The 26833-nt window shown below is 38.8% G+C and carries 21 protein-coding genes and 1 riboswitch; of the genes, 12 read left to right on the top strand and 9 right to left on the bottom strand.

Annotation, left to right across the window (positions count from 1 at the left end; translation table 11 throughout):
- Positions 1-125 precede the first annotated feature (125 nt).
- Together nhaD and lysC are read left to right on the top strand one after the other, a co-directional pair.
- Positions 126-1376: a sodium:proton antiporter NhaD gene (gene nhaD / locus JIG37_RS15090; protein WP_199529734.1), complete on the top strand. Its 1251-nt coding sequence runs from the start codon at positions 126-128 to the stop codon at positions 1374-1376.
- Between the two features lie 88 nt (positions 1377-1464).
- A riboswitch (Lysine riboswitch) is annotated at positions 1465-1637 on the top strand.
- An 81-nt stretch (positions 1638-1718) separates the two neighbouring features.
- Positions 1719-3098 (top strand): lysine-sensitive aspartokinase 3, encoded by a 1380-nt coding sequence (gene lysC, locus JIG37_RS15085; RefSeq protein WP_199529733.1) that lies wholly within the window; start codon positions 1719-1721, stop codon positions 3096-3098.
- On the opposite strand, the gene JIG37_RS15080 is transcribed toward lysC, so the two are convergent.
- Positions 3075-3812, bottom strand: coding sequence for a 4'-phosphopantetheinyl transferase superfamily protein (locus tag JIG37_RS15080; RefSeq protein ID WP_199529732.1), 738 nt, complete (start codon positions 3810-3812; stop codon positions 3075-3077). The genes lysC and JIG37_RS15080 overlap by 24 nt on opposite strands.
- A gap of 147 nt (positions 3813-3959) precedes the next feature.
- On the opposite strand from JIG37_RS15080, the gene JIG37_RS15075 reads away from it, so the two are divergent.
- The 3 genes from JIG37_RS15075 to JIG37_RS15065 all read left to right on the top strand — a co-directional run bounded on the left by JIG37_RS15075 (position 3960) and on the right by JIG37_RS15065 (position 6473).
- On the top strand, positions 3960-5285 hold the full coding sequence (locus tag JIG37_RS15075) for a sodium-dependent transporter (protein ID WP_199529731.1): 1326 nt from the start codon (positions 3960-3962) through the stop codon (positions 5283-5285).
- A gap of 67 nt (positions 5286-5352) precedes the next feature.
- Positions 5353-5952, top strand: a complete 600-nt coding sequence (locus tag JIG37_RS15070; protein ID WP_199529730.1) for an SMI1/KNR4 family protein — start codon at positions 5353-5355, stop codon at positions 5950-5952.
- Between the two features lie 59 nt (positions 5953-6011).
- On the top strand, positions 6012-6473 hold the full coding sequence (locus JIG37_RS15065) for a hypothetical protein (protein WP_054551487.1): 462 nt from the start codon (positions 6012-6014) through the stop codon (positions 6471-6473).
- A 38-nt stretch (positions 6474-6511) separates the two neighbouring features.
- Here JIG37_RS15065 and JIG37_RS15060 read toward each other — a convergent pair whose 3' ends face one another.
- Both JIG37_RS15060 and JIG37_RS15055 read right to left on the bottom strand, forming a co-directional pair.
- Positions 6512-7495 (bottom strand): 2-hydroxyacid dehydrogenase, encoded by a 984-nt coding sequence (locus JIG37_RS15060; protein ID WP_199529767.1) that lies wholly within the window; start codon positions 7493-7495, stop codon positions 6512-6514.
- On the bottom strand, positions 7461-7976 hold the full coding sequence (locus JIG37_RS15055) for a redoxin domain-containing protein (protein ID WP_054551485.1): 516 nt from the start codon (positions 7974-7976) through the stop codon (positions 7461-7463). Before JIG37_RS15055 ends, JIG37_RS15060 begins: the two co-directional genes overlap by 35 nt.
- A gap of 114 nt (positions 7977-8090) precedes the next feature.
- On the opposite strand from JIG37_RS15055, the gene JIG37_RS15050 reads away from it, so the two are divergent.
- Positions 8091-8972: an NAD(P)-dependent oxidoreductase gene (locus tag JIG37_RS15050; protein WP_054551484.1), complete on the top strand. Its 882-nt coding sequence runs from the start codon at positions 8091-8093 to the stop codon at positions 8970-8972.
- A gap of 39 nt (positions 8973-9011) precedes the next feature.
- On the opposite strand, the gene sbcB is transcribed toward JIG37_RS15050, so the two are convergent.
- Positions 9012-10457 (bottom strand): exodeoxyribonuclease I, encoded by a 1446-nt coding sequence (gene sbcB, locus JIG37_RS15045; protein ID WP_199529729.1) that lies wholly within the window; start codon positions 10455-10457, stop codon positions 9012-9014.
- 264 nt (positions 10458-10721) lie between these two features.
- Here sbcB and JIG37_RS15040 point away from each other — a divergent pair, with 264 nt between their 5' ends.
- The 3 genes from JIG37_RS15040 to JIG37_RS15030 all read left to right on the top strand — a co-directional run bounded on the left by JIG37_RS15040 (position 10722) and on the right by JIG37_RS15030 (position 12061).
- A complete protein-coding gene (locus JIG37_RS15040; protein ID WP_199529728.1) occupies positions 10722-10907 on the top strand; it encodes a hypothetical protein in 186 nt (61 codons plus the stop codon).
- 73 nt (positions 10908-10980) lie between these two features.
- Positions 10981-11568 (top strand): hypothetical protein, encoded by a 588-nt coding sequence (locus tag JIG37_RS15035; RefSeq protein WP_199529727.1) that lies wholly within the window; start codon positions 10981-10983, stop codon positions 11566-11568.
- A 112-nt stretch (positions 11569-11680) separates the two neighbouring features.
- Complete coding sequence (locus JIG37_RS15030) at positions 11681-12061, top strand: hypothetical protein (protein ID WP_138600519.1); 381 nt, start codon at positions 11681-11683, stop codon at positions 12059-12061.
- A gap of 12 nt (positions 12062-12073) precedes the next feature.
- Here the strand turns inward: JIG37_RS15030 and JIG37_RS15025 are convergent, their stop codons facing one another.
- Together JIG37_RS15025 and JIG37_RS15020 are read right to left on the bottom strand one after the other, a co-directional pair.
- A complete protein-coding gene (locus JIG37_RS15025; RefSeq protein ID WP_199529726.1) occupies positions 12074-12493 on the bottom strand; it encodes a hypothetical protein in 420 nt (139 codons plus the stop codon).
- A gap of 83 nt (positions 12494-12576) precedes the next feature.
- Positions 12577-13518, bottom strand: a complete 942-nt coding sequence (locus tag JIG37_RS15020) for a sodium-dependent bicarbonate transport family permease (RefSeq protein WP_054551478.1) — start codon at positions 13516-13518, stop codon at positions 12577-12579.
- 110 nt (positions 13519-13628) lie between these two features.
- On the opposite strand from JIG37_RS15020, the gene JIG37_RS15015 reads away from it, so the two are divergent.
- Complete coding sequence (locus JIG37_RS15015) at positions 13629-14579, top strand: LysR family transcriptional regulator (protein ID WP_199529725.1); 951 nt, start codon at positions 13629-13631, stop codon at positions 14577-14579.
- Between the two features lie 18 nt (positions 14580-14597).
- Here the strand turns inward: JIG37_RS15015 and JIG37_RS15010 are convergent, their stop codons facing one another.
- From JIG37_RS15010 to JIG37_RS15000, 3 genes are all read right to left on the bottom strand, one after another.
- The gene (locus JIG37_RS15010; protein WP_199529724.1) at positions 14598-15740 is read right to left on the bottom strand and encodes a GGDEF domain-containing protein; all 1143 of its coding nucleotides are present in this window, start codon (positions 15738-15740) and stop codon (positions 14598-14600) included.
- Positions 15741-15821: 81 nt separating this feature from the next.
- The gene (locus JIG37_RS15005; protein ID WP_138600525.1) at positions 15822-16715 is read right to left on the bottom strand and encodes a TIGR01777 family oxidoreductase; all 894 of its coding nucleotides are present in this window, start codon (positions 16713-16715) and stop codon (positions 15822-15824) included.
- Between the two features lie 97 nt (positions 16716-16812).
- Positions 16813-18102 (bottom strand): diguanylate cyclase, encoded by a 1290-nt coding sequence (locus tag JIG37_RS15000; RefSeq protein ID WP_138615921.1) that lies wholly within the window; start codon positions 18100-18102, stop codon positions 16813-16815.
- Between the two features lie 203 nt (positions 18103-18305).
- Between JIG37_RS15000 and JIG37_RS14995 the strand changes: the two genes are divergently transcribed.
- Together JIG37_RS14995 and JIG37_RS14990 are read left to right on the top strand one after the other, a co-directional pair.
- A complete protein-coding gene (locus JIG37_RS14995) occupies positions 18306-24620 on the top strand; it encodes a M4 family metallopeptidase (protein ID WP_199529723.1) in 6315 nt (2104 codons plus the stop codon).
- A 160-nt stretch (positions 24621-24780) separates the two neighbouring features.
- A complete protein-coding gene (locus tag JIG37_RS14990; protein ID WP_194441559.1) occupies positions 24781-26799 on the top strand; it encodes an ATP-binding protein in 2019 nt (672 codons plus the stop codon).
- Positions 26800-26833 lie beyond the last annotated feature (34 nt).

The following is a 26833-nucleotide window of genomic DNA, read 5'->3' as shown; positions in this document are numbered from 1 at the left end:
TGGTGTTGGCGATTAGTAGTAAATTATGTAATTGAGAATAGTTTTATGCTTTCTATGCTGCTAGAATCCGCGCCGAAACACTCGACTTACAATTTTTACATTATTATAAAGGTTGTTCAAACACCATGGTAACCCCACTTATCCTAACCCTGATAGCGGTGGCATTTTTGCTTATCGTTATAGAGGATATTATCCATGTAAACAAGGCCAAAACGACGCTTTTTTTTGGCACTTTATGCTGGATTATCTTATTTATCTCTCCAATTCATGGGCAAAGCCCAGAAACCATACAACATCAACTGGATCACAACATATTAGAAATCGCGACTTTGTGGCTATTCTTAATGGCTGCGATGACCTTTGTAGCGTATTTAAACTCTAAAGGCTTTATCCAGAATATTGTTCATAAAATTATGCCAAATCAAATCAGTGAACGAAAGCTGATGTTTCTGATTGGTGGTTTTGCGTTTTTATTTTCATCTATTTCAGACAACATAACGGCAACTTTAATCTCGCTTGCGGTGGTGATGTCACTTAAGTTAGATCCTAAAAAATTAATAAAATATGCGACCTTAATTGTATTTAGTGTTAACTCGGGTGGGGTGTCGTTGATCACAGGTGATGTGACAACCTTGATGATTTTCTTAGACGAAAAAGTCACCATTGCTAATCTACTATTATTAATTGCCCCTGCACTGACAAGTGTTGCACTGCTCGCGGCGATGTTGTCGGTGGGTATGTCGGGTAATGTTGTGTATGAAAAACAAGCAGCCCGTCGTATCGAAAAGACAGATATTACCATTGCGGTTATCTTCTTCTCGACGATTATTGCCACGTTAACTTTGAGTGTGCTTTATAGTGTGCCGCCGCTGTTAACCTTTTTATTTGGTTTATCACTTATGTTTTTGGTTGCGCAATTTTTAATGCGCAAAAAAGACGTAAACAAAAAAATCATCGATTATATTCGTGAAATTGAATACGACACCTTATTGTTCTTCGTTGGTGTGTTATTGCTGGTTGGTGCATTAAAAGAAGTGGGCGTGCTTGCTAAATTTACTCACTTATATGAGTTGATGGCACCGGAATATGCCAACTATTTAATGGGACTATTATCAGCGGCGGTAGATAACGTACCTCTCACTGCAGCACTTTTAAAAGCTGATATAGTGATGAGCCCTCAGCAATGGCTGTCGTTTACTTACGCAACTGGGGTCGGTGGCTCAATGCTTATTATCGGCTCTGCGGCAGGTATTATTGCCATGAGTAAGGTAAAAGCACTGACCTTTATGAGCTATCTTAAAATGTCGGTTTATTTATTAATTGCTTATACCGTTGGTTATTACGGTTCGTACTTAGCGGGCAGTTTAATTTCATAAAACAACTTGACAGCTAGACGTCTAAACGTTAACTTTCGAAGCCTGCTTTTAACAGCAGGCTTTGTTATTTTAACCAGGTGTTAACTTAACATTCAGAAGAGGTGCGATACTTAGGTAATTAATGTGAGGTGACGAACGCCGATGACCATTAATGAGGGAAGTACTCGCCGAGAAAATTAACCGGACGTCACGGTTATTTTTCGGTTTATGGGGCTGAATCCTCAAAACTGTCACCAAACTAGGTGGAGAGCTTCTGGCATGGACTACTCTTTATTTTCAAAGCACCCCCTTGCCGAGTTCTTCTTGAATTACTGTGGATAGTTTTCCACAAAAGGAGACGACATGAATACCCAATTAGCCGCCAACACAAAATCAGATTACGTTGTTGCAAAATTTGGTGGTACCAGTGTAGCTAACTTTGATGCTATGAGCCGCTGCGCTGAAATCATTTGTGCTGATAATCAAGTACGTATAGTTGCTGTGAGTGCCAGTGCAGGCGTGACCAATCATTTAGTTGCATTATGTAAAGCTGATTTGAGTGCGGCTGAACGTGATGAGCACATTACTGGCGTTGTCGCCATTCAAGAAGCAATCTTGGCAGAGCTGTCGCTTGATGCTGATTTAGCACATGGCTTTAATGAAACGCTTAAGGCTTTTCAAAAGCTAGCATCAGACGGGGCTCAGTCAGTAGCAGATCAGGATGAACTACTGAGCTTTGGTGAGCGTTTATCATCGTATTTATTCACTCAAGTATTACGCGGTCAAGGTCTTGATGCGGTGCGTTTTGATGTACGTAAAGTGCTAAAAACAGATAGCCAATTTGCTAAAGCTACCCCAAATGTTGCAGCAACCGCTGCGGCTGCTAAAGAGCATTTAGTGCCGCTACTTGATGACCATGTTGTGGTAACTCAAGGTTTTATTGGTAGCAATGAGCACAATCAAACGACCACTTTAGGCCGTGGTGGTTCAGATTACAGTGCTGCATTACTCGCTGAAGCAATTAACGCAAAAAGCGTGCATATTTGGACCGATGTTGTGGGTATTTTCAGTACTGATCCGCGTTTATGCGCTAAAGCAAGCCCAATTGCACGCTTAAGCTTTGATGAAGCGGCAGAAATGGCAACGTTTGGTGCAAAAGTACTGCACCCTGCAACCATTTTACCTGCAAGCCGTAGCCATATTAGTGTGTTTGTTGGTTCAAGCCGTGAACCACAGTTAGGTGGTACATGGATTGAAAAAGAAAAATCTCAGCAACCAGGTATTCGTGCGGTAACGCAGCGTAAAAACCAAATTCTGTTAACGGTTAAAAGCCCAGAAATGCTCCTAGCGAGTGGTTTCTTAGCGCGTGTTTTCACCATTTTAAGTGAGTTTAATATTTCGGTTGATTTGGTTACTACCTCCGAGATAAGTGTTGCAATCACTTTAGATAACGCACCAAATGCATCACGCCCTGAGCTTGATCAAGCTTGTTTAGATAAGCTTTCTGAGTTTTGTCATGTGTCGGTTGAGAATAACTTAACGCTGGTGGCTTTAATTGGTTCTGAAATTCAATTACGTCAGCAAGAAATGAACTTAATGCAGGTATTAAGCGATTTTAATATTCGTTTAATTTGCCACGGTGCAAGTAAACATAACCTGTGCTTCTTAGTTGAGCAAAGTGAGTCAGATGAAGTCGTGCAGGCTATTCACAGCCGACTATTAGAAACCCAAGTCGCAGCGTAAGTCGTTAAAATTAATAAAAGAGCACTGCCAGTCAGTGCTTTTTTGTGCCACAACACTTATATCAAAGCCTTCAACAGAGTTACTACTCGCGCTGAAATTATGTTTGCTCAATTCTTCAAATACATTAGGAGCAAGTAGTTTCGCAATCGGCTGAGCACTTGCTTTTGCAAGCGCTTCTTTTAATGTCCAAATTCTAAAAAAGCACTGTGCCTGTTCATCGGGAGCGTCAAAACGGCTAATTAAGTCAACTTCATCTTGATGATAAAAATGCTTTGCGAGTTTGATAAAAGGGCGAGGCTTACTGCTTTGTTCAATATCAAAACCAAATAGCTGCTGTTCGGGGTTAAGGGCTGCGCCAATCAAGCCATTTGAATGTGATAAACAAGCCCACACAGGTTCTCTAACCGGGGTATGTAATTTTAGCTTGCTGTCTTTGTCATCAAACTGGCTCGATATTTCACTGAGCGCTAAATCATCATGAGGGTAAGCATGTTGATACAAATACTTTAACGTTAGGCGAGTCGCTAAGTACTCTTGCTTTGCACTAGGCACTTTGCGTTTTTCAAGCACACTTAACTCAAACTCACTAAGTAATTTATCAAGGGGTAAACTTGCAACATCAATACGTGCTGCATGCATTAGCATAATTTTTTTGGCCGTTGTTTGGCTTTGCTGCTCGATGATAAGAGTATTCGAAAAGTAGTGACTGCTCATGGTTTAACGCTTACACGGGGCTTGAATTTAGTTTTGTTTATTTTTACAGCAAATGCACTTTTATAGGCATGAACAAACGCAAATAGTTTACGCAGTTGACTGTAATTATGGTTTAATGAGGAAAAATAATAACAGATTTGTAGATGTATGGCACAAGTTCGTGACGGCTTTCAAAGTCGATTAGGTTTCGTTTTAGCAGCTTCTGGTGCAGCGGTAGGTTTAGGTAACATTTGGGGCTTTCCAACACAAGCGGCAAACCATGGCGGCGGTGCATTTTTACTTGTTTACTTCATTGTTATCTTCTTATTAGCGCTTCCGGCTCTTTATACTGAGCTGTATTTAGGCCACCAAGCACAAGCGAATCCAGTAAAAGCATTATCTAACGCATGGCAAGACACAGCACCTAAAGTGGGCGCTGCAGCAGGCTATATTGGCCTCTTTGGTGCGGTTGTAATGCTTAGCTTTTATTCGATAGTTGCTGGGTGGATGCTCGCTTATGCGCTCGAGCCAGTCGCAAGCTTCTTTGGTTTTACTGAGTTAAGTAACTTTTTGCACAGTGACTCCATGGCACGTAATTTTGTGTTTACGCCACTGATGCTTATTCTTGCTGCGAGTATTATTTTAAAAGGTGTTAAATCAGGTATCGAAACTTGGTCACGCCGCTTAATGCCATTATTGCTAGTGTTATTAGTGGCCTTAATTGCTTATATCGCGACCCTAGATGGTGCAATGGATGGTTTTGCAGCCTATTTAGTGCCAGATTTTAGTCAAATTCTTGATGCAAACTTAATTATTGCGGCAATGGGGCAAGCGTTTTTTTCGCTGTCGTTAGGTGTTGGCTGTATGATGGTTTACGGCTCTTATTTAAAGCCAGATGCCAACCTGCCTAAACTAACCGGCACTGTGGCACTGCTTGATACCGGTGTGGCCTTCTTAGCGGGTTTATTGATTATTCCGGCTATTTTTGTTGCCCAACATAACGGTGTAGAGGTATTTAGCGGCGGTAAATTGGTTGGTGAAGGGCAGTTAATTTTTGCGATTTTACCTGAACTGTTTAGCACAATGGGCCAAGTGGGTTTACTCGTTGGCTTATTATTCTTTGTTTTAATGTCGATTGCCTCAGTGACATCAACCATCTCATCGACCGAAATTCCAGTGGCATTTTTAGTTGAGAATCACAGTATTGAGCGCAAAAAAGCGACCTTATTTGTAACCCTAATCGTGTTTATTGCCTCATCACTGATTATCTTAAACTTTGACTGGTTATTTGGCTTAGTTATTATGGTGCTTACACAGTACCAATTACCTTTAATGGGGCTGTTCTATTTCATTACTGTTGGTTGGTTATGGCAGCGTGGTAATAAATTGCATCAAGTATCGAGCGGCCCTCATTATTGGTTTGCCCAGTACATTCGCTTTATCTGCCCGTTATTAATGACGGCGGTATTCGTGAACGTGGCGTTGTTGAAATAAAAAACTAATACTCACATTTACTTAATTAGATCATCTTAAGTAAAGTCATTTAAAATAAGGATATATTATGACCGAATGGATTGTTTTAAGAGAAAAAATAGAATCAAAGTTTCCAGCTCTGATAGATGTTATTAATAATGAGTCGGACGTTGAGTCATTAAATAAAATTGCAGATTTGGTTGGTAATACTTTACCTCAATCTTTTGTATCAATATATGCAAATTGTGATGGTCAATTCCGCACTAAGGCTGGTTTCGTTTTTGGCCTTTCATTATTAAGTACAGAAAAAATTATCCATGAGTTAAATGTTTGGCGAGAGATTATTGACCAAGGATTAGAAGGGTTAAATGAGAGTTGTTCATCCCTAACACCTAGCGCTATAAAAATTGAATATGCGAATACTAAATGGTTACCTCTACTTGGAGATGGAGGAGGTAATTTTATAGGGGTGGACTTTGATCCAGGCCCGACAGGAACGAAAGGTCAAATTATCAATTTTGGCCGAGACGAAGATGATAAGTGTGTTTTTGCAAAGTCACTTGATGATTTCTTAGTACTCCTCACTGAATTACTAAATAGCCCTTCGCTTGTTGAAGAGGAAGATGGCAGTTATTCATACAACCATACACACTTCATAGATGCACTCAAAGAGTTATCTCAAAAGTAATGAAACATAATTATATTAAAATATCATAAAATCAATAAGTTAATAAAGGGTGGTTAGCTTTGCAAGTGTTTAGAAGAAAAAGGAAGAAGGTTAGCTTTAAATTGCTCAACAGCTTTTTATACAGATTGTTATTTGGTGGTATGTTTGCTTATTATTTAACTGAATTTGCAGAAAAACCATTTTTTATGCAGCTCGGCTTTATAGTTGTATGTTGCATCATTTCTATCATTGTAGATTATTGGATGATAGAGCCAAAAAATTCAGTTGAGGTGTCAATAGACGGTGAAAAGTTACTATTATTAGGTGTTAAAATAGATATTTCCGAAGTAACTGAAATTCTTTACTCACAAACTAAAAGGTTCGAACATACAGTGAGGTTTAGTTATAAAAACCTAACTTACCAAGATTTCGAGCTAGCATCTTCCGATCTAATTGAAGATTTACGATTTTACGACTTTTTGGTTGATCACCAATTACCAGTAAAAATGCTCGATAACAATGAAAGGTTAAACGAGCATTGATGAGCTTAACGCCTGATGAGAAGTATCAAGGCCATTTCTTAAATAACTTCGTTAGTTAATGCTAAGCCTTGGCTTATTTCATTGGCACTTTGTAATGTGGTGCAGGCTATTTCGCTCAGTGCTTCCTGGGTGAAGAAGCCTTGGTGGCCTGTCACTAACACATTTGGAAAACTAATAAGGCGTGAAAAAATATCGTCTTGCATGATTTCTTCACGGTGATCTTTAAAGAATAACTCTGACTCTTGCTCATACACATCAAGCCCTAGGTGTCCGAGCTTTTTAGACTTAAGCGCCTGAATACATGCTTGGCTATCAAGAAGTGCACCACGAGAGGTGTTAATCAGCATGACACCGTCTTTCATTTTCTCAAATGCGCTAGCATCAATTAAATGATGGGTGTGCTCGTTGAGCGGGCAGTGCAATGAGATGACATCACTTTGGGTGAGCAATGTGTCTAAATCGCACAGGGTATAAGGGCCTTCACCAGCCATTGGATCGCAAACGAGTACCTTAGCTCCAAAGCCATTTAAAATATTAACCAGTGCTAAACCGATTTTGCCACAGCCAATGATCCCAATCGTTTTTTTAAACAGATTAAAACCAAGTAAACCGTTTAAATCAAAGTTACCTTCACGTACACGGTTAAAGGCTTTGTGGGTTTTTCGGTTGAGCGTTAGCATAAGGGCAATACAATGCTCTGCTACTGCTTCTGGGCTATATGCAGGGACGCGGCAAACCTTGATGTTATGCTCTTTGGCAGCATCAAGGTCTACATTATTGAAGCCTGCACAGCGTAATAAGATTGCTTTAATGCCAACAGCCGCCATATCTGCAATGACGTGTTTGTCGACCGTATCGTTAACAAACACGCACACTGCATCGAAACCTTGGCAGAGGGGGGTGGTATTTCTGTTTAAGGATTGCTCAAAATAACTGAGCGAAACAGACTCAGCGTATTCAGTTAGATTCCTTTCAAAAAACGGTTGCTCATACTTTTGCGCACTGAATAAGGCCAGTTTCATCATTTAAATTACTCTCTATCACCATTTTGAGGGTTTCGGGCTTGGTGCGCGGGGCATATCGCGCAACGAGTTGACCCTCTGAGTTTATAAGAAATTTGGTGAAATTCCATTTAATTGCACGGTTTTGTGCAATTCCACGGGTATGACACTTTAAATAATTAAATAACGGGTGGGCGTCTGGGCCGTTGACTAACACCTTGTTAAAAATAGGAAAGCTGACATCAAAGTGTTGCTGATAAAAGGCTTTAAGTTCATTGCCATCTAGAGGTTCATTGTGGCCAAATTGATTACAGGCAAAACCGAGTACGGTAAATCCTTGCTGTTTATATTCTTGATAGAGTTTTTCAAGGCTTGCCATTTGCACTGAAAAATTACATTTGCTGGCAATATTGACGATAAGCGCTGTTTTACCTTGTAGCGATTCAAGGCTGAAGTTTTCACCAGATGCAAGCTGGGCATTGAAACGATATATACTATCCATGTTTTACCTGTGTGTTTTTAAACGGTTTAAATGAACTTTTTTTCATTCGCTTTTTAGTTATTCGGTTGAGATAATGAAATTGTTACTAATTTATCACTCAAATAGGTCAGTTTTATGTCAATGAAAGTCGCCTTCATCGGATTAGGTGTAATGGGTTATCCAATGGCGGGTCACCTTGCCAACGCAGGTCACAACGTGACAGTTTACAACCGCACAACGGCTAAAGCGCAAAAGTGGGTTTCTGAGTATCAAGGTGAATACGCTGAAACACCAAGTGAAGCAGCAAAAGGGGCTGATATCGTTTTCATGTGCGTAGGTAATGATGATGATTTACGTTCAGTTGTTTATGGCGAACAGGGTGTGCTGGCAAGCATGCATGAGGGCAGCTATTTAGTTGACCACACTACAACGTCAGCTGAAGTGGCACGTGAAGTGGCTGCTCAAGCGAAACTACAAGGCATCGCATTTTTAGATGCGCCGGTTTCTGGCGGTCAAGCTGGGGCAGAAAATGGTGTATTAACCGTGATGGTTGGTGGCGACGAAGCTGATTTTAATGTTGTTCAACCTGTTATGGCTGCTTTTAGCCGTTTTAGCCAATTATTAGGTGAAGTAGGCTCTGGTCAACTGTGTAAAATGGTAAATCAAATTTGTATTGCGGGTGTGGTACAAGGCTTGGCTGAGGGGTTACACTTTGCAAAACAAGCTGGCCTTGATGGTGAAAAAGTAATTGAAACCATCTCTAAAGGCGCTGCAGGTTCATGGCAGATGGAAAACCGCTACAAAACAATGTGGGCTGGCGAATACGAATTTGGTTTTGCTGTTGATTGGATGCGTAAAGATTTAGGCATCGCTTTGGATGAGGCAAAGGCAAACGGCGCAACTTTGCCGATGACGGCAACAGTTGATCAATATTATGCCGATGTACAAGCGTTAGGCGGCGGCCGCTATGACACATCTAGTTTATTAGCGCGTATCGAAGCGTTACATAAAAAGTAATATCCATAAAAAACGCGACAATGATTGTCGCGTTTTTTATTACATGCTTTGTGCGTAATTGTACAACGCTTTTAATATATGCAGATTTTTCTCGTTATCATCATTTTCATGAGCCAGATTTTCAAGAGTGATCATGAAATCTTGGCCACTGATCGACGGGCTATCTTCACCGTGCATTAGCTTGTTTTGGCAATACTGGCGCCATTTTGCTAATTCATCTTGGCTTAGTGTATGTGGCCAGTTTCGAGCGCGATATCTAAATAACAAGGCAGCAAACTTTTTATCATCAAAATCTAGCTGCATTGTGGCTAATTGCTCAGGGCTTGCATCTCGAATAATGGCAAATTTAGCTTTATCTGCATGGCTGGTAAAACCATTATAAAGTTGATAGTCAGGGTTGGTGGTTTCGCCGTAATCACGCTGCTCGTTAAACACTTCGGTTACTTTGTCGCGAAGCTCAGTGTTGGCTTTTAAAATAGCGAGATTTTGTAAGCATTTTTCGCGGTCAATACCCAAACGGGCTGCGTTCTCAGGTAACAAGGTTTTTGCTGGTGCGAGAATAGGGCACTTATTTAAATGCACGAGTTTTAAGCCTACCGGTGCTTCGTCTTCGCCAAGGTCGCTGTGTTTTGTGTAAAGACGCGTGCGTAGCTCTTCAACAGATAAATCTAATAGCACTTGCGGATCTTCAGTTAAATTAAAGCAAATAATGGCGTTTTTATTGACTGGGTGAAAGCTCATTGGTGCAATCCAGCTGGTGCAGCCTTGGCTTGCCGGAATTCGTGACGAGGTGTGCACAAGTGGTGTCATATTAAATACATCAACTAAATCAGCCAGTGCTTTTTTAGCGCGTAAGCTAAAGAAAAACTGATACAGCTTAGGTTGTTTTTCTTTTATTAATTTTGCCAACGCTATGGTTGCCGTTACATCACTTAAAGCATCGTGAGCAGCAGCGTGTTCAATGCCATTGGCAACGGTTAAGTGCTCGAGCTTAAAGCTCGGTGTACCGTCTTCTTTGAGCGGCCATTCAATACCTTCTGGGCGCAGTGCATAACAGGCACGCACTAAATCAATAATATCCCAGCGGCTATTATTGTTTTTATATTCTCGCTCGTAAGGGTCATAAAAATTACGGTATAAGCTGTAACGTGTGACTTCATCATCAAAACGGATACTGTTATAGCCCGCAACACAGGTGTTAGGTTGGCTAAATTCAGCATGGATCTTTGCCATAAACTCAGCTTCAACTAAGCCTTTTTGCATTGCAACTTGCGGGGTAATACCCGTTATTAAACACGCCTCAGGGTGCGGCAAGTAATCGGCTGCAGGCTTGCAATATTCAATTAACGGCTCACCAATAATATTCAAATCGAGATCGGTACGAATACCTGCAAATTGACTTGGGCGGTCCTTTTGCGGGCTTGCGCCAAATGTTTCGTAGTCGTGCCAATAAATTGTTGGTTGCTGTTGTTCTGGATATGCCATGCATTAAACCTTGCTAAGCGTAGGGCCGCTTTGACTTATTTTTGAATTGACAGAATTATGGCATAGAGACTTGTTAGTTTATAGAGTTAAAGGTGTTGATGCTGTTTAGTGGTCGTTTTATATACCTGTGCGGTATAAAAAATAGCCTAACGGCTAGGTTTTATGCTTATATAGGGTCTAGTCGTTAGTTTTTACCTAAATTTTTATTGTAGTGGCTCGGTATTTGCTAACGAAAGCTATCTTTAACAATGAAGGAACAAAAAAATGACTTTATCAGCTTTATTACTATCTACTTTAGCATTCGACGCAGCACCAGCTCCTAGCTTTGATACAACAAAACTTCAAGGTACTGGTGGGATTGTTATTATTCGCGAAAAGAAAAAAGAAGAACAACAACTTAATGGAACAGGTGGAATTGTAATTGTAAGAGAGAAAAAGAAAGAAAATTAAAAATCAAAGGTCAATTTGGCTGGTCTTTTTCTTAATTACATCTTACCCTTATAGCTTCGTGTAAGGGTAAGAAATGTTTGAATCTATTCAAAATTTATATAGAGAGTTAATGGTTGCTACAGAAAATCATCAAGTGATTTCAATGCAAGCAATTATTGCAGCTATGTATGTTTTAGCTTTTGCTACATCTTTGTTTCGAGCTATCGGGAATAAAGAACTATTTAGTGATTTTCTATCAATTGCGACAGTTGTAGTAAAATATGCAGTAACATCTTTATTGATGGAGTATGTATTGATTTTCATTGCCGAAAATCAAAGTATTGGCAATACGCAGAATATTTATTTTGTAGCTTGCCTAATTAATTTAATTAGTATTTACATTCTTTATCTAATACATACAAAATTTAGCTATAAATTTGGCTTGCTATTCTTTTGTGTTATCAAGCTAACAGTTGTCCTTTCTATAGCTCACTTTATTCTTTGGTTTAAGTTTGTTGTGTTAGACATACAAGCTGAACACGCCTACATACACTACATGTATAGTTTTATTGTGCTCTACATTAGTATTGTCCTTGCTGTTGTAATGTTGTTTCCAGGTCTTTTGAAAACCAAATTAAAACTATTACTTAGTCCAAGCTGGCCTTTTGGAACAAAAAGTTAACATTAATTTATGATGTTTTTCAGTCCTATAACTTCATTTATAATGCTTTTTCCTGATGTATTGCGAACCAAGTTTGGGTGTATAGTAACATTTAGTTTACCGAGGGATCGTAATGCTTGAACTAATTTACATAGCCATTGTCGTTTTAGCCATCTTGCTTGTTGCAAGTACATGGTTGATTGCGCGTAAAAATATCTTTGAAGATCAAATCAGATCTAAATCAGTTGAGGTAGTTTGGTGCACGTTACAAGCTGAGCATGAAACAGATATCAGCAAAGCAATTAAACTATTTAATAAAGCTGAACAGTTAAAGAGTGAAATTGCCACCTTAATGGGTAATTCACCGCAAGCTGCAGACTTTAAGTTAGCAGAGCCTGTTGGGCTTGATAGTAATGAAATAAAAGAGTTATCGCTTGGGGAGCTGCAGCGCTACTACGATAAACAAAATAATATATCCGATATCTACGATAAAATGTACAAAGGTAAGAATTAGTAAAAAGCCAGGTTATTTAACCTGGCTTTGTATTTTGAGCTCATTTTTTATTTGTTTTAGCTGAATATCTGCAAGCTGACTAAGGGCTTCATGAGTGTGGTTATCACCTTTAATTAGCCCTGCCATAGAAAGCTTTTTTATACTCTTAATAATACCGTTACTTACTGCTTGTAGTAACGCCCCATCAAGTGTCACTGTGGTTTGTTCGCTACCATTAAGTAGTGAATCAAAGCTAACTTCAGAAGCTTTAGCCACGTTATCAATTAGTTCATAAGGCACTGCAGCAACTTCAATACTTTGCTCGCAAAAACCTGATGTTAACGATAAGTGCCTTTCTAATTCAGCATAGTTTTGCACCTTACAAAGCGTACATATGCGCTTAAAAATATCACTCACATGCTGTTGCTCGGCGCTGAGCGTTTGATTAAACATAGCATGTCCTTGCGCTGCTTTTTTGTTTATATTAAACGACTTTTCAGAAGATCTCATTAATAAAGTTAAGGTGTGACCGTTTTTTAGCCCATAAATAATGCTATTTGATGATATAAGCCAATTCCTACTAATACATTGAAAGGAAAGGTAATGCCCAAAGAACATAACATGGCTAAACCAATGTCTGCATCGGGTATGGCTGCTTTAATCGCGGCAGGGGCTGCTATGTAAGAGGCACTTGCAACTAGGCTTGCTAGTATTACCACAGAGCCTAACTCTAGTTGTAATGCAGTACCAACGCAGACTCCGATTGCACCTAATAAATTTGGTGTTATAAGAGCAAATAATGCTAATCGCCATTGGTGCCATGGAATAGGGCGCAGAGTTTGTGCAGCCATTAAACCCATTTCAAGAAGGAATAGTGCCAGCACAACTTTAAAGCTGTTCGTTAATAGACTCGTTACTTGGCTCCCTTGTTGTGTGCCGTACATCATGCCAATAATTACACCACCAACTAGCAGAATGACACTTTTGTTAGTGAGTGTTTCATGCCAAAGTGCTTTTAGAGAAAGGTTTTGTCCAGAACCATTACCAAGGCGGCGATACAGTAACAATCCAACAATAATCGCAGGTAACTCAAGCATTACTAAATAAAGTGTGACTTCAGCACCTACATTAAGTGAGTTTGATTCGGCATAAGCTAAAGCAACTGCAAATGTACCTGCGCTTACTGAACCGTAATGGGCAGCAATACTTGCGCTATTAGCAACAGAGAGGTTTAGCAGTTTGTTTAAAATAGGAAACAGCATCAGTGGTATTAAGCCACCAAGTAGTAATACAGCGCCCATTTCTGGTAGAAGTTGCCAATGCAAATTGCCATGCAGCACCATACCTCCTTTTAAGCCAATGGTGAGCATTAACAATAGGCTAAGAGTTTCATAGGTCGCTTGCGGAATTTTTAGGTCAGAGCGAAGTAATCCGGCAGTGAGTCCTAAAACAAAAAACATTACAACAATATCAGGCACTTTGTTCTCCTCTTGATTAAAAAGCGCCGCTATTCTAGATAAAAAATCACATAGTAAATAATAAAATAAATGATAATATCCTATAGGTTTTTATCTATGGGTTTGATTTTATGGATTTAAGGCATATTTCTTTTCGTTTACTCGAGGTATTCATGTGCGTTGTAAAAACACGCTCAATTAGTGAAACAGCAAGGCAATTATATTTAACGCAACCAACGGTATCGCAGCAAATTAAGCGCCTGCAAGAAACAGTCAATGAGCCATTAGTGATGGTTAATCAGCAGCGAATTCATGTTACTGAAGCGGGTTTTGCATTGTTTCAAACATGTCAGCAGGTGTTTGGTCATTTTGATGATTATCAAGATTACTTAGCTGAGCTTAGAGGTGGAGAGCGCGGGCGCTGTAAAATAGCCATGGTTAACACCGCACAATATATTTTGCCTAAGTTACTCGGCCCGTATAGTAATTTACATCCGCATGTTGAGTTGCCACTTGAAATAGGTAACCGGGCTGAAGTGCTAGCCCGTTTTGAAAGAGGCGAAGACGATATTTATGTCTTTAGTCATCCACCTTCATTAGAACATGCAAAAGCAGGACGGTTTTTACAAAACCCATTAGTGTTTATTGCACCAACCAACCATGCGCTCGCGAGTCAGACTCAGGTCACATTACAAGACTTAGTATCTGAACGTTTTTTGCTTCGAGAGCCTGGTTCTGCCACACGAATGCTGTTTGAAAGTGAACTGCAAAGCAGAGGCTTTGTATTAAGCAACACAGTACAAATGGCAAGTAACGAAGCTATTCGGGTTGCGGTTGGTTCAGGAATGGGGCTAGGTGTTGTTTCTCGCCATGTATTGCCACCCCATGATACAAGTTTTTGTATGTTAGATGTAAAAGATGTCAATTTAGCTAGTCATTGGTATTTTGTGGTACGGACCGATCGCCATTTATCTCATGCGGCGCGTAGCTTTTTAAAATTTGCTCAATTGAATTTAGAACAATGCTTAAATAAACAGTGGGTCACTAATGAGCTAAACCTACTCAATGAAAGCTTAAATTAAAGATTCTAACTACCGCATTTAAAATGCCATAGTTACAACTTGATTTCGGCCATTTGACTTGGCTTTGTACAAACCTTTATCGGCTTCTGCGAGCAATTCATTGACATTATTGGTGCCCGATTTATGTGTAATAATACCGACACTGATCGTAAGCTTTAGAGCTTGGTTTTGATAAAAGAAACGATCGTTGTGTATCGCTAAACGAATTCGTTCAGATAGGCTTTCGCCTTGAGTTTGAGTGGTGCTAGGTAATATGACTGCAAATTCTTCACCACCGATTCTGGCCACTAAATCGTGTTCACGTAGTTGGCTTTTAATCTTTTTTGCAACCCATTTGAGTGCTTCATCTCCTGTTTCGTGACCATATTGGTCATTTACTTTTTTAAAGAAGTCGATATCAATCATCAAAGCGCAGAGCTCAGTCAGGTTATGATTAGCTTGTTCTAAGTAGCTGTTACTAATTGTTATAAATGATCTACGGTTTAATAATCCAGTGAGTGGATCTCGATTTGCTAGATCGTTTAGTACTTGCTCTGATTCTAAAAACATCATTAATGGCCAGATCATGGCGGTTAGAGTGGTAATTATAATATGGCTTATCAGAATGACCGCGAGAATGTGAGTTAAATCAGTATCAATAATGTCTTGATAATCCGAAACTAAAAGCGAAAACTGTAAAAGCATAATCAAAGCATGAATTACAAAGCATAGTTTTAGTAAAGCAAGATGCATGATGCGCTCAACCTGTAGTTTTCTGAGGGCAAAAGCAGCGTAGCTAAAGCATATGGCGATAATGGCCGTGGTGATTATTTGGTTTAACGGGGAGTCATGCACTGGCAGCAATATCAGCATGGATAGAATCACTACAAATGCACAGGCTTTATGATATTTTTTATCTGACTGACTGAACGCATGGATCCCTAAAATTGCAGCTAAAGGCGCTGAAATAATGAGTAAATCAGCCAAGTAATGGGTAATTAAGGGGAAGTCGATAAAAACACGCAGAGATGCGGTGATCTGCGCAAATACGAAAAGTAAACACGAACTACCCCAATATAAATAGCTTGCTTGTTGTCTCAAGAAATATAAAGACAGTAGAAACGCCCCAATAATCACATTCAATAAAATTGAAATGCTGATTATGGTGGGTAAATGCATCATGATTTTCCCTGGATAATCACTCGACTAAAATCAGGTTAATTATTATGTATTAGTTGAATCTTATCAACTAGTACATTGTAACTATAATTTCAGACTTTCTAATGCGGGCTTCAATGTTGGGTAATGGAAGCGGAAATTGTGATTAAGTAATTTATTGGGAAGCACAAATTGACCATGAAGTAGAAGATCTGACATCTCTCCCATCATCAATTTGAGAACCCAACTAGGCATACGCAACATGGCAGGACGCGAAATTACATTCGCAAGTGTTTGACTAAATTCATTATTATCAACGGGGTTTGGCGCGGTGGCATTAATTGGTCCTTGAATTTCTTGATGTGAAAGCACAAAAAGAATGAGTTGGATCATGTCGTCAATATGGATCCACGACATCCCTTGACGACCATGACCTAAAGGGCCACCAAAACCAAACTTGAAAGCTGGCAACATTTTACCTAAAGCTCCCCCTTGTTTTGCTAAAACGATGCCTGTACGCAGCAAGCAAACGCGAGTTTGATCACCGTGCGCTTTCGTAGCGGCATGCTCCCAATCACGACAAAGGACATGGCTAAATTCAGGGTATATATCATTAAAGCTTTCATCGATTGGCTGGTTTTCTTGACGGCCATAAAAACCAATGGCACTGCCAGAAATGAATGTGTGAGGAGGGGACTCACTGCGGCTAATCGCTTTTGAGATTTGTTGGGTAAGATTAATCCGGCTATTAAGTAAAGTGCGCTTTTGCGATTCACTCCAACGTTTATTGACGATTGGCTCTCCTGCAAGATTAATGACAGCATCAATCTCTTCAAAATTGACTTCATCTAACGACTTAACTGTGTGTACCTGATGAGTTAGTATCACAGCAGCTTGTATCGGATTGCGTGTTAGCACAGTAACCTTGTGGTGATTAAGTAAGAAAGGGCACAAATGTCTACCAATGAGGCCTGTTCCACCTGTTAATAAAATATGCATAGTGCTACCTTAATTAAAATCTGTGTGTATTTTTTATACATAGTGATGGGGCTTTTTGCAAATTTATACGTATAAAGCAGTAATTTAGATTAGTCTTCTAGCCGCGATTGTTGTGTATGTGATAACTATTCTTTGACTCATGCTTAGCGTGATACATTGCTTGGTCAGCGAGTTTAAGTAGATGTTGATGATTTAGGCTGTGATCAGGAGCAAGGGCTACTCCAATACTTAATGAAATATTTAATGTCAGCTGTTCGAGTACAAAAGGATTGTCAAAACGTGCTAATAAATGAGTGATCATCGCATTAACGTATCTGTATTTGGCAATATTATGTGTAATTATGACAAACTCATCTCCTCCATAACGATATACATCATCATCAGCTCTAACAGATGACGTAATTCGTTTTGCGGTTTCAATGAGAATTTGGTCACCAATTAAATGACCATACTCATCATTCAGTTTTTTGAATTTATTGATATCTATAAATATAACGGCCAGCTTACTGTCTTTAGAGCAAGTAGAAATGGCTTGCTTTAATGCAGGCTTTAGTTCTGTTCTATTCAAAACACCTGTAAGGTGATCATGACTAGCTTGAAAATTTAACTTGCTCGTTCGTTTATAAACAATGTCACTCATGCGTGCAAAACGTTTTAACACAAAGCCAATTTCATCGTTGTAATTAATCGTCAACATTTTAGGTCTTTCGCCTTTTTCTAGTTGTTCAGTGTTTTGAATTAACAACTTAAGAGGTTTAAAAAGCCTTGAATTAATGTAAAAAGCACAAAAAACTAACAAGGTCACTATTAGTGGTATTTGCAAAGTAACAAACCGAGTTATAAATAGTCTGTTTCTTTGGTAGTCAGCATTTTGCTGTTCTAGCTTGGCACGTTCAATATTTTGAAACAGTAAAATATGCTTGCGGATTTGGTCCATATACTGTTTCCCCTCATTCGTCAAAACAATCGCTTTTGCTTCTTCGATTGCATATGGCGTGTTTTGCATTACAAGTGTGACAGTTAACGCTAACTCCGCTAACTTTTTGTCGACTAGCTCATCTATTACTGCAAGTGTATTTTGTTGTTCGGGGTTACTTAGCGTTAGTCTATTGATGGCTAAAAAATGTTGTTTAACTTGTTCAAGTGCCGCGTAGTAGGGTTCTAAATAGTTCAGATCTTGCGTTAATAAATAACCACGTTGCCCGGTTTCTGCGTTCGTTATTTGATTGTAGAGCTTTTCTGATTCATCGAGCACATCATGAGTATGGATCACTGCCTCAAGCTTAGCCTGACCTTGTTTATCTAATACATAGATAATGAAGGTATTGGCTACCACCACTAAAAAAATGGTAGACAGCAAAAAGATGATTTTAATTCTCAGTGACATTGATATAGCGACAGCCTAAAATTACTAACCTGTAATGATAAAGTATTGACTGAGGTTGAGTATTTTACCAGTTTAAGTTTTGATATATGGATTCGAAATTTTAGCTAATTCATTAATGTGAGCTTAACAAGTTGGTGCAAATTGTGTTTATTTTTGGTATTTTGGTCCCGATAATAAGTAAAAAATGTATTTAAGGAACTATTATGCATAAGGGATTAATTGCAGGTGCTGCAGTTTTTAGTATGTTCACTGCATACTCTCTTCAAGCTGCAACAGTCGAAAGGGTAAGTCCATCTAACAAGCCTCAACTTCAAAACCTGTTGTTAATGAATCAGACTCTTCAAAGAAGCCAAATAAAAGGCTCTTATTTTGAAGAAATTACTTCTACTCACCAACACTCTAATAGTGTGTTAAGAAAAAGCTCATCAAATAAAATTCTGCAGCAGTATTACTCTGGTATTCCTATTTGGGGTCAGCAAATTCGTGTTCAAGAGAAGTCACAGCACATGAGTGGCTTTTTTGCGACCGGCATCAATGATGCGCAATTACAATTAAGAGCGAACAATCAATTTGATTTAGATACTGCAGTTAACGCAGTACTTGAAGCTGCTAAATTGTCATTAGACTTGCCATATAAGCTTATAAAATCAGAACGTTATATTTATGTTAAGGATGATAAAGCTCATTACGCATATTTAATTGAACTTGAAATTTTAAATGCCGAACATGAGTCAAAGCCTTCAGCTATCATCAATGAAAATACTTATGAAGTGTATAAAGCGTGGAATAATATTAAGCACACACAGGCGATGGGTCCTGGGGGGAATGAGAAAGTTGGCCGTTATGAATATGGCGAAGATTATCCTGCCTTTGCAGTTTCTCAAGTAGGAGAAACATGCTTTTTAGAGAATGATAAAGTGAAAACTGTTTCGATGGAGTCAGGCAGTGAGCCATCATCTGCGTTTTCATTCCCGTGTGATCGAAATACTCACAAAGAGGTCAATGGTGCCTATTCGCCTTTAAACGATGCGCATGCATTTGGTACCTCAGTGTTTGATATGTATGAGCAATGGTACAACACGGCGCCCCTGACCTTTAAATTATTACTGCGTGTTCACCAAGGAGATGGATGGGAAAACGCCACCTGGAATGGCTCTGCGATGAGTTTTGGTGATGGTGCTGATAGCTTTTACCCACTAGTATCTTTGGATATTGTATCTCACGAGGTAAGTCATGGTGTAACAGAACAAAATTCTAATTTATTTTATTTTGACCAATCAGGCGGGATAAATGAATCTTTTTCAGACATGGCTGGTGAAACTGCTGAATACTTTGTCAGAGGCACTACAGATTGGTTGTCGGGTGCCGACATCACAAAAAATAGAACTGCATTGCGTTATTTTGAAACACCGTCAAATGATGGTATTTCAATAGACCATGCATCAGAGTTTTATTCTGGCATTGATGTCCATTACAGTAGTGGTGTATTTAACAGAGCATTTTATTTACTTGCAAATAAGCCTGAGTGGGATCCGCGAAAAGCTTTTCAAATTATGCTTTACGCAAACCAAAATTATTGGGTTAATTCAACGGACTTTATCGATGGAGCATGTGGTGCAATAAACAGCGCCATAGATTTAGGTTATGCAGCAAATGATGTTGTTGATGCATTCAATACGGTAGGCGTTGTATGTAATAACATCCAATTCATTGATAATGATAACGATGAAATGGATGACAACTGGGAGCTGTTATATTCACTCGACTCATCAGACCCTACAGATGCCTCAGGTGATCTTGATGAAGATGGATTGAGCAACCTAGAAGAATACAGATTAAATTCGTTGCCAAATAATTCTGATACAGATGACGATGGCCTAACAGACTATCAAGAACATCATGAATATCAAACGAGCTTAACTAATCCAGATTCTGATAACGACAAAATGACAGATGGTTGGGAAGTCAATTTTTCGTTAGATCCACTAGACAGTGCAGATGCACAAAGTGACTTAGATCAAGATAGCTTCACTAACCTAATTGAATTTTTATTAGGTTCAGACCCAACGGATGCTGATTCTACGCCTTCAATTCCTGCAACAATCTCTTTCAACTTTAACGATAATCTTGTTCCTGAAAGTTTTAATTTTACAGACCCTTCTACGCCATGGGTAACGTCACAAATAGATGAAAGCTATAGCTTCTCTTTGGCTAATAATGATATTGACGATAGTAAAGCAACTAGTTTTGAATACAGCTTTGTAACAGACCAGACTAAGTATTTAAGTTTCATTTATAAACTTTCTACAGAAGCAGGTTTTGACCATTTGTATGTATACCTAAACGAGCAATTAATTGTTATTGATTCTGGTATTACCGATTGGCGCTCTTTCGAGCAGGTCATTCCTGCAGGCTTAAATACACTTAAATTCGCATATATTAAAGATGGTTCTGTATCATCAGGTTTAGATACTGTCTTCATTGATAACATTTATATCAGTAATGAGTTTGCTGATAATGATGGTGATTCAATACCTGACTCTTGGGAAGTTGTGCACGGCTTAGATCCTTCAAATTCAGATGATGCATTACTAGATAATGATAATGACGGTTTGAGTAATCTAAATGAGTTTTTACATCAGGGAGACCCCAATAACCTTGATACAGATGGAGACCAAATTCCAGACGGCTGGGAATATGAACATGGTCTAAATTTAACAGACTCTACTGATGCCATGCTTGATAGTGATAATGATGGATTTAGCAACTTTACCGAGTTTCAGTTACAAACTGATCCGCAGGATGCAGAGTCATTTCCAGAGCAATTGAATCTAACTAGTTCATTTGAAGATTCTAGACTACCTCAATGGTTTAACCATTCATCAGAGAACAATGCAGATTGGTACATTGATAATAGTTTTGCTACCGATGGTTCGCAAAGCATCCGCTCCGGTAAAATCTCAGATGGTCAAATGAGCTCATTCAGTGCTACAGGCGTCTTCGCTGAAGCATACCTTGTATTTGACTATAAAATAGAGTCTGAAGAATGTTGCGACTCTTTTATAATGAAAATAAATGGCTCAAACAGTGATATTGAGTGGATCGCTGGGACTAAAGAAGGGTCGGTAATTGTTAAAATCCCCGAAGGTGTTAACGTTATTGAGTTTTCATATTCAAAAGATGGATCAATATCTACTGGAGAGGATGCTGTTTGGCTAGATAATTTTAAGTTTATTGCTAAAACGAGCGATGCTGATACAGATAGTGATGGGTTGCCAGATTTTTGGGAAGTTGAAAATGGGCTTAATTTAACTGATTCTAATGATGCATCTTCTGACTACGATAATGACGCATTAACAGCTCTGCAAGAGTATGGTATTGGAACAGATCCTAGGCATTCGGATAGTGATGGAGATGAACTTCCTGACGGTTACGAAGTAAATGTACTTATGACCTCACCGATTAATGCAAATGTTACTGGTGCTGATTTGGATGAAGATGGTTATACAGACGTACAAGAGTATTATGCACAAAGCTCGCCTTCAGAATACGCTTCAACGCCTTCAGCAATTAATAACCTTTTCGAAAGCTTTGAAAGTGCAGGATTACCTAACCGCTTTACGGTGTTAGCAGCAAATAATGTTGACTGGATTTCAAGTGATACTTGGTCTTCTAACGGAGTGAATAGCCTTTCTTTCAATCCTAAGTTTGATGGCGAAAATTATACAGAAGTAAATGCAGGTTTTGCTATTGCTGGCTTGTTTGAGCAGGGTTTTATCACAATTGACTATAGAGTTAACAAATATGACCGCTTTAATGTTCAACTAAACAACGAAAACATTCACGTTCAATACAATGAGTCTCGTTTACTAATACCTGTCACTGATGGCTTCAACGTCATTAAATTTAATCTAGTTGATGCTGATTTTTACCGCTATGACCCATTCTTTATTGATAGAGTTATGTGGGTTTCAGAGGTTGACACTCGTTTAGATAGCGACAATGACGGCATTCCAGATTTCTGGGAGTATCAATTTGGCTTAAATGTCCTTGACTCATTCGATGCAAGTCAAGATTTAGACAGAGATGGTTTGACTAACTTAACTGAATTTGAAATAGGGTCAAACCCAACAGCTGAAGATACTGATTCAGATGGTGTGGTTGATAGTGAGGATAGTCATCCAGATGATCCAAATTTAGGAGAAAATTTACCACCTGTTTTCTCTGATTTGACAGCTGTGACAATTGAAGGTGTCTATGAAAACACATCTATTCCTAGAAGTCTTTATCCTGAGGTTACTGATAACAATAGAGCAGCAGTTGAGGTATACCCTTTATCTAGAACGCTAGTATATGGCGAGAATCAAGTAACTTGGGTCGCTGAAGATATTGCAGGGAATAGCGCAAGAGCTGTGCAAACATTCTTTGTTACTGATACGACGGCTCCAACCATCCGAAACGATGTCGTCGCTATGAACGGCGAATTTACTGAAGAACAATTGTTTGAAACCTTGCTAGAGCAATTTATTGTTTTTGATAGGGTATCAGGCATCAAAGAAATAACTGTCGGATCAGGGCTAGATATAGAATTTGAATCAGGGCGTTACTCTTTAGATATTACGGCAAGCGATAATGCAGGTAATACAGCCTCAGGCACAATAAACCTACATATAAATCCTCGTATTGATATTCAGCCTTATACCTATGCTTATCGAAATGTTCTGCCTGTAGTTGCGCTTAATGTAAGAGGTAAGCCGTTAAATGGCTACTTGGGCTTGAATTTAACTGCTGGCAATTATAGCCACTATTTTAGTGACTACAGTATCGAAGGGATCAAGAATGTAGTATTAGGAAATACGCTTGACTCGTCAGTTGATTCAATTGAGCTTGAAGTATACGACGGCGGTTATACAGGTGAGTTTAGTAAATCTGAAATAATTCATTTAGATGAAGATGCTCCACGTACTATCAGTGCCACTTATAAACAAAATGGTAAGAAAATGGCAAGTTTGGTCAAAGGGAATAGCGCCGACCTTTCTATTCAAGTATATGGCTTTTCAAATTATGAAAGTTTAGAGCTAAAAGTAACATTATTATCTGGTGAACAAGTCATCAATGAAGTTGACGTGTATATGTATGACACATCAATTTGGAGTGGCTATTTTGGTATTGAAGATACTTGGCAAGGAGACATTACCTTACAGTATGACATTTTACAAAATGGAGAGTCGGTTCTGACTAAAACTGAGACCGTGCCATTAATTAATAATGTTAACTTTGATGATGAAAGCGTCGACACCGATGGTGATAATATCCCTGATATTGTAGAGTGGATAGGCGACAGTGATGGCGATGGGATTGTTGATTTCTTAGATAATTCAGCAAACACCTCGAAAGGGGTACTCGCATCTGACTCTTATGTATATACGAACAATGTTTTCCATATCATCAGAGCAGGTGACGTTATTCGCACTCACAGTGAGCACTTCATAGAAAATATGAATGTCTCTGAAGAGATGTTGCTTGATGCCTTCACCGAGATGAGGGTTGAAGATCCTCATTTCCAATTGAAGAGTGACATGATAAACATCAATGTTGAGCTCGCTCAGCGCACAGAATCAGTAGACCTTGCTTTACCAATGCTTGAAAACGCTTTATTGAGCGATGAGCTACAAGCACGCGTACTAACGTTGAGTGGTTGGAAATCGGTAGAGATAATTGCAAGCAGCGAGTTTAGTGCTGAGTGCAGTAATTGTTCAGTGATTAGGATTGAAGATGGTAGTGAATTTGACTTAGACGGCGAGAAAAATGGTTTTGTTGAAGTTGTCGCAAAACTTGCCCAAGAAAGTCTTAATAACGCACCGACATTGTCTCTTATTATTCCTGAAACGATAGAAGAGCTGCATACTTTCGTTTTAGATGCTTCAGGCACGTCAGATAGCGACGCAGATGAGCTAACGTATCACTGGTCTATTTCAATACCAGAAGTTACTATCGAAAACCAAAATGAAAGTATAGCAATCTTAAAAGTGTCAGAGCTAATAGAGTCAAAGCAAGGGACAATTTCTTTAACCATTAACGATGGTTATGAGGAATTTGTTCATGAACAATCTGTTCTATTCGTGCATGTAAACCAATTGCCAACTATTGAACTTGCTAGTAGTTATACAGTTAATGAGAATGCAGACGGTGTAATTACCGTTTCTGCGATAGATAAGGAATCACAGTCGTTAACTTACAATTGGACACAAACGCAAGGTCTTCAAGCTGATATTCTTCAATCGAATTCGGCAACGTTAAAATTCAAATCTCCAGCTGTTTCAGAGGATTCATTGCTCAAATTCAAAGTAGCAGTTTCGGATGGGGAAGGAACTACAGAACAATCGATAGATGTTACAGTTAAAAATGTACCTACTACTAGCAATAGTGATAAAGCTGAATCTAGTAGCGGTGGCGTTTTTGTATTTCTCATTGCTTTGTTACCTTTTGTTTATAGAAGGCGACTATACAGAGATTAAAATAGCGAAAAAAGCCCCTTTTAAAGGGGCTTTTTTAATAGGAGCAAGTCATTATAAATAATTTAAATACAGTCATAAATTATGATTACTACTGTTGTTATTTGAAATTCTTGGTATGCTTATTAAAGCAAAATAAAATTCGTGTAACTAGGGAGCTAGGTTGAACTTTCTGCGCCAATTTCACAACATCGTTTCTGATCAAAATACTGACTTCTCAGAGAAAATAACTGAGTTACTAAAATTTGGTCTAGATGTATTTAATCTTGATTTTGCGATAATCAGTCGTGTAGAAAATAATGTTTACACGGTCATACACGTAATTGCTCCAGATGATGCAATTGCTGTTGGTACTCAGTTTGAACTATCGGGTACGTATTGCACCCATACGCTCACAGCGAATAAAGCGATATCTTTTCATCAAGCCTCTAAAAGTACTATTGCAGAGCATCCTTGTTATCTGAATTTCAAACTTGAATCTTATATTGGCGCACCTATTTTTGTAGGTAATAAAGTCTTTGGTACTCTTAACTTTTCTGCACCGCAACCTTCACTGCCTTTTAATGATGATGCCCATGATTATGTTGAGCTTTTTGCGCAATGGCTTGGAAATGAGTTTGCACGAAATTCAGCATCAAAAAAATTAATAAAAAAGAACTCTATGCTTGCTCAAGTTGAGAAAGTTGCGAAGATTGGTTCATGGGAGTTAGATCTTGCATCAAATCGCCTTTATTGGAGTAAACAAACAAAAGCGATCCATGAGGTACCAGAAGATTTTACTCCCTTACTTGATAATGCCATAGAATATTACAAAAAAGGGCCAAGTAGGGATGCCATTGAGCTTGCTGTGAAAGAAGCTATTGAAGATGGAAAACAGTGGAATATCGAAATTGAATTGATCACAGCGAAAGGTAAACCTATATGGGTATCCACTTTTGGTGAACCTGAATTCAAAAACGGAAAGTGCGTAAGATTAATAGGTACATTTCAAGATATTACTAAATCGGTATTATTGCGAGAAGAACTTAAAAAGCAAAAGGCTGACGCAGAACGCACCTTAGAAGATCGTAGTATTTTACTTGCAAAAATAAGTCATGAATTACGTACTCCGTTGAATGGTATAACTGGCATGTTGACGACTTTGCTTTATGAGAAATCTGAGCAAAAGCGTGAAGAGAAGTTGAAAGTTGCGCTTCGTAGCGCCGATATATTGCTTAATATTATTAATGAAGTTCTCGATTTTTCGAAAATTAACCATGGAGAGCTGAAACTAGAGCCATGTCATTTCTTGTTAAAGACAATTTTTGTTGACCTTGCTTCGTTATATTTACCGCTATACCAAGAAAAGAACTTAAATTTTGAAGTTGATATTGATATCAGTGATAAGTGCTGGACTTACTGTGATAACACGCGGATCACCCAAATAGTGTCTAACTTGTTAAGCAACGCATTAAAATTTACTGAGCAAGGTGATATTAAATTGCGCGCTGTCGCACAGCAACAAGGTGATGATGTGCTTCTAAATCTGCGGGTAAGTGATAGTGGTGTCGGCATGTCAGAATCTTTTATGAAGTCACTATTCTCTCCCTTTACACAAGAAGTAAACAAAGAGCGTAAAAAAGGTGGTACAGGGCTTGGCCTTGCAATAGTTAAGGAACTTATTGACTACATGGGCGGCTCTATTAAAGTTACTAGCGAATACGGCAAAGGAAGTTGTTTTGATATTCAATTAACTTTGAAAAGGGGAGTAGCTCAGACGTCTGACCTTATTACTGCCGCAAATATTGACTTTTCAACCTTGCCATTGTCGATACTTGTTGTTGATGATAATCAAATTAATCGTTTTGTTCTAAAAGCCCATTTAGAAAAGTTAGGTTTAACTGCCGATTATGCATGCGATGGTATTGATGCGATAAATAAGTGCAAACAAAATAACTACAATCTAATATTTATGGATTGTGTAATGCCTGAAATGGATGGTATTGAAGCAACTAGTATTTTAAGAGAAGAACTAATTTGCCCGGTACATAAAACTTACATAGTTGCTTTGACAGCTAATACTTCAGCCGATGATAAGGCTGCATGTAAGCGAGCTGGTATGGACTTGTTTGTTTCTAAACCTGTTAAAAATACAGCCATAGAACAAGCTATTATTTCAGCAAAAGAGCACTTATTTATGTAATGTTTTTTCTAATTAACCTCACTAAATGGCTCGC

Source organism: Pseudoalteromonas sp. bablab_jr010, assembly GCF_016464105.1.
Classification (GTDB): domain Bacteria; phylum Pseudomonadota; class Gammaproteobacteria; order Enterobacterales; family Alteromonadaceae; genus Pseudoalteromonas; species Pseudoalteromonas simplex.
Note: the sequence above shows the minus strand (reverse complement) of the source record. Positions and strands in the feature narration are given on the sequence as shown.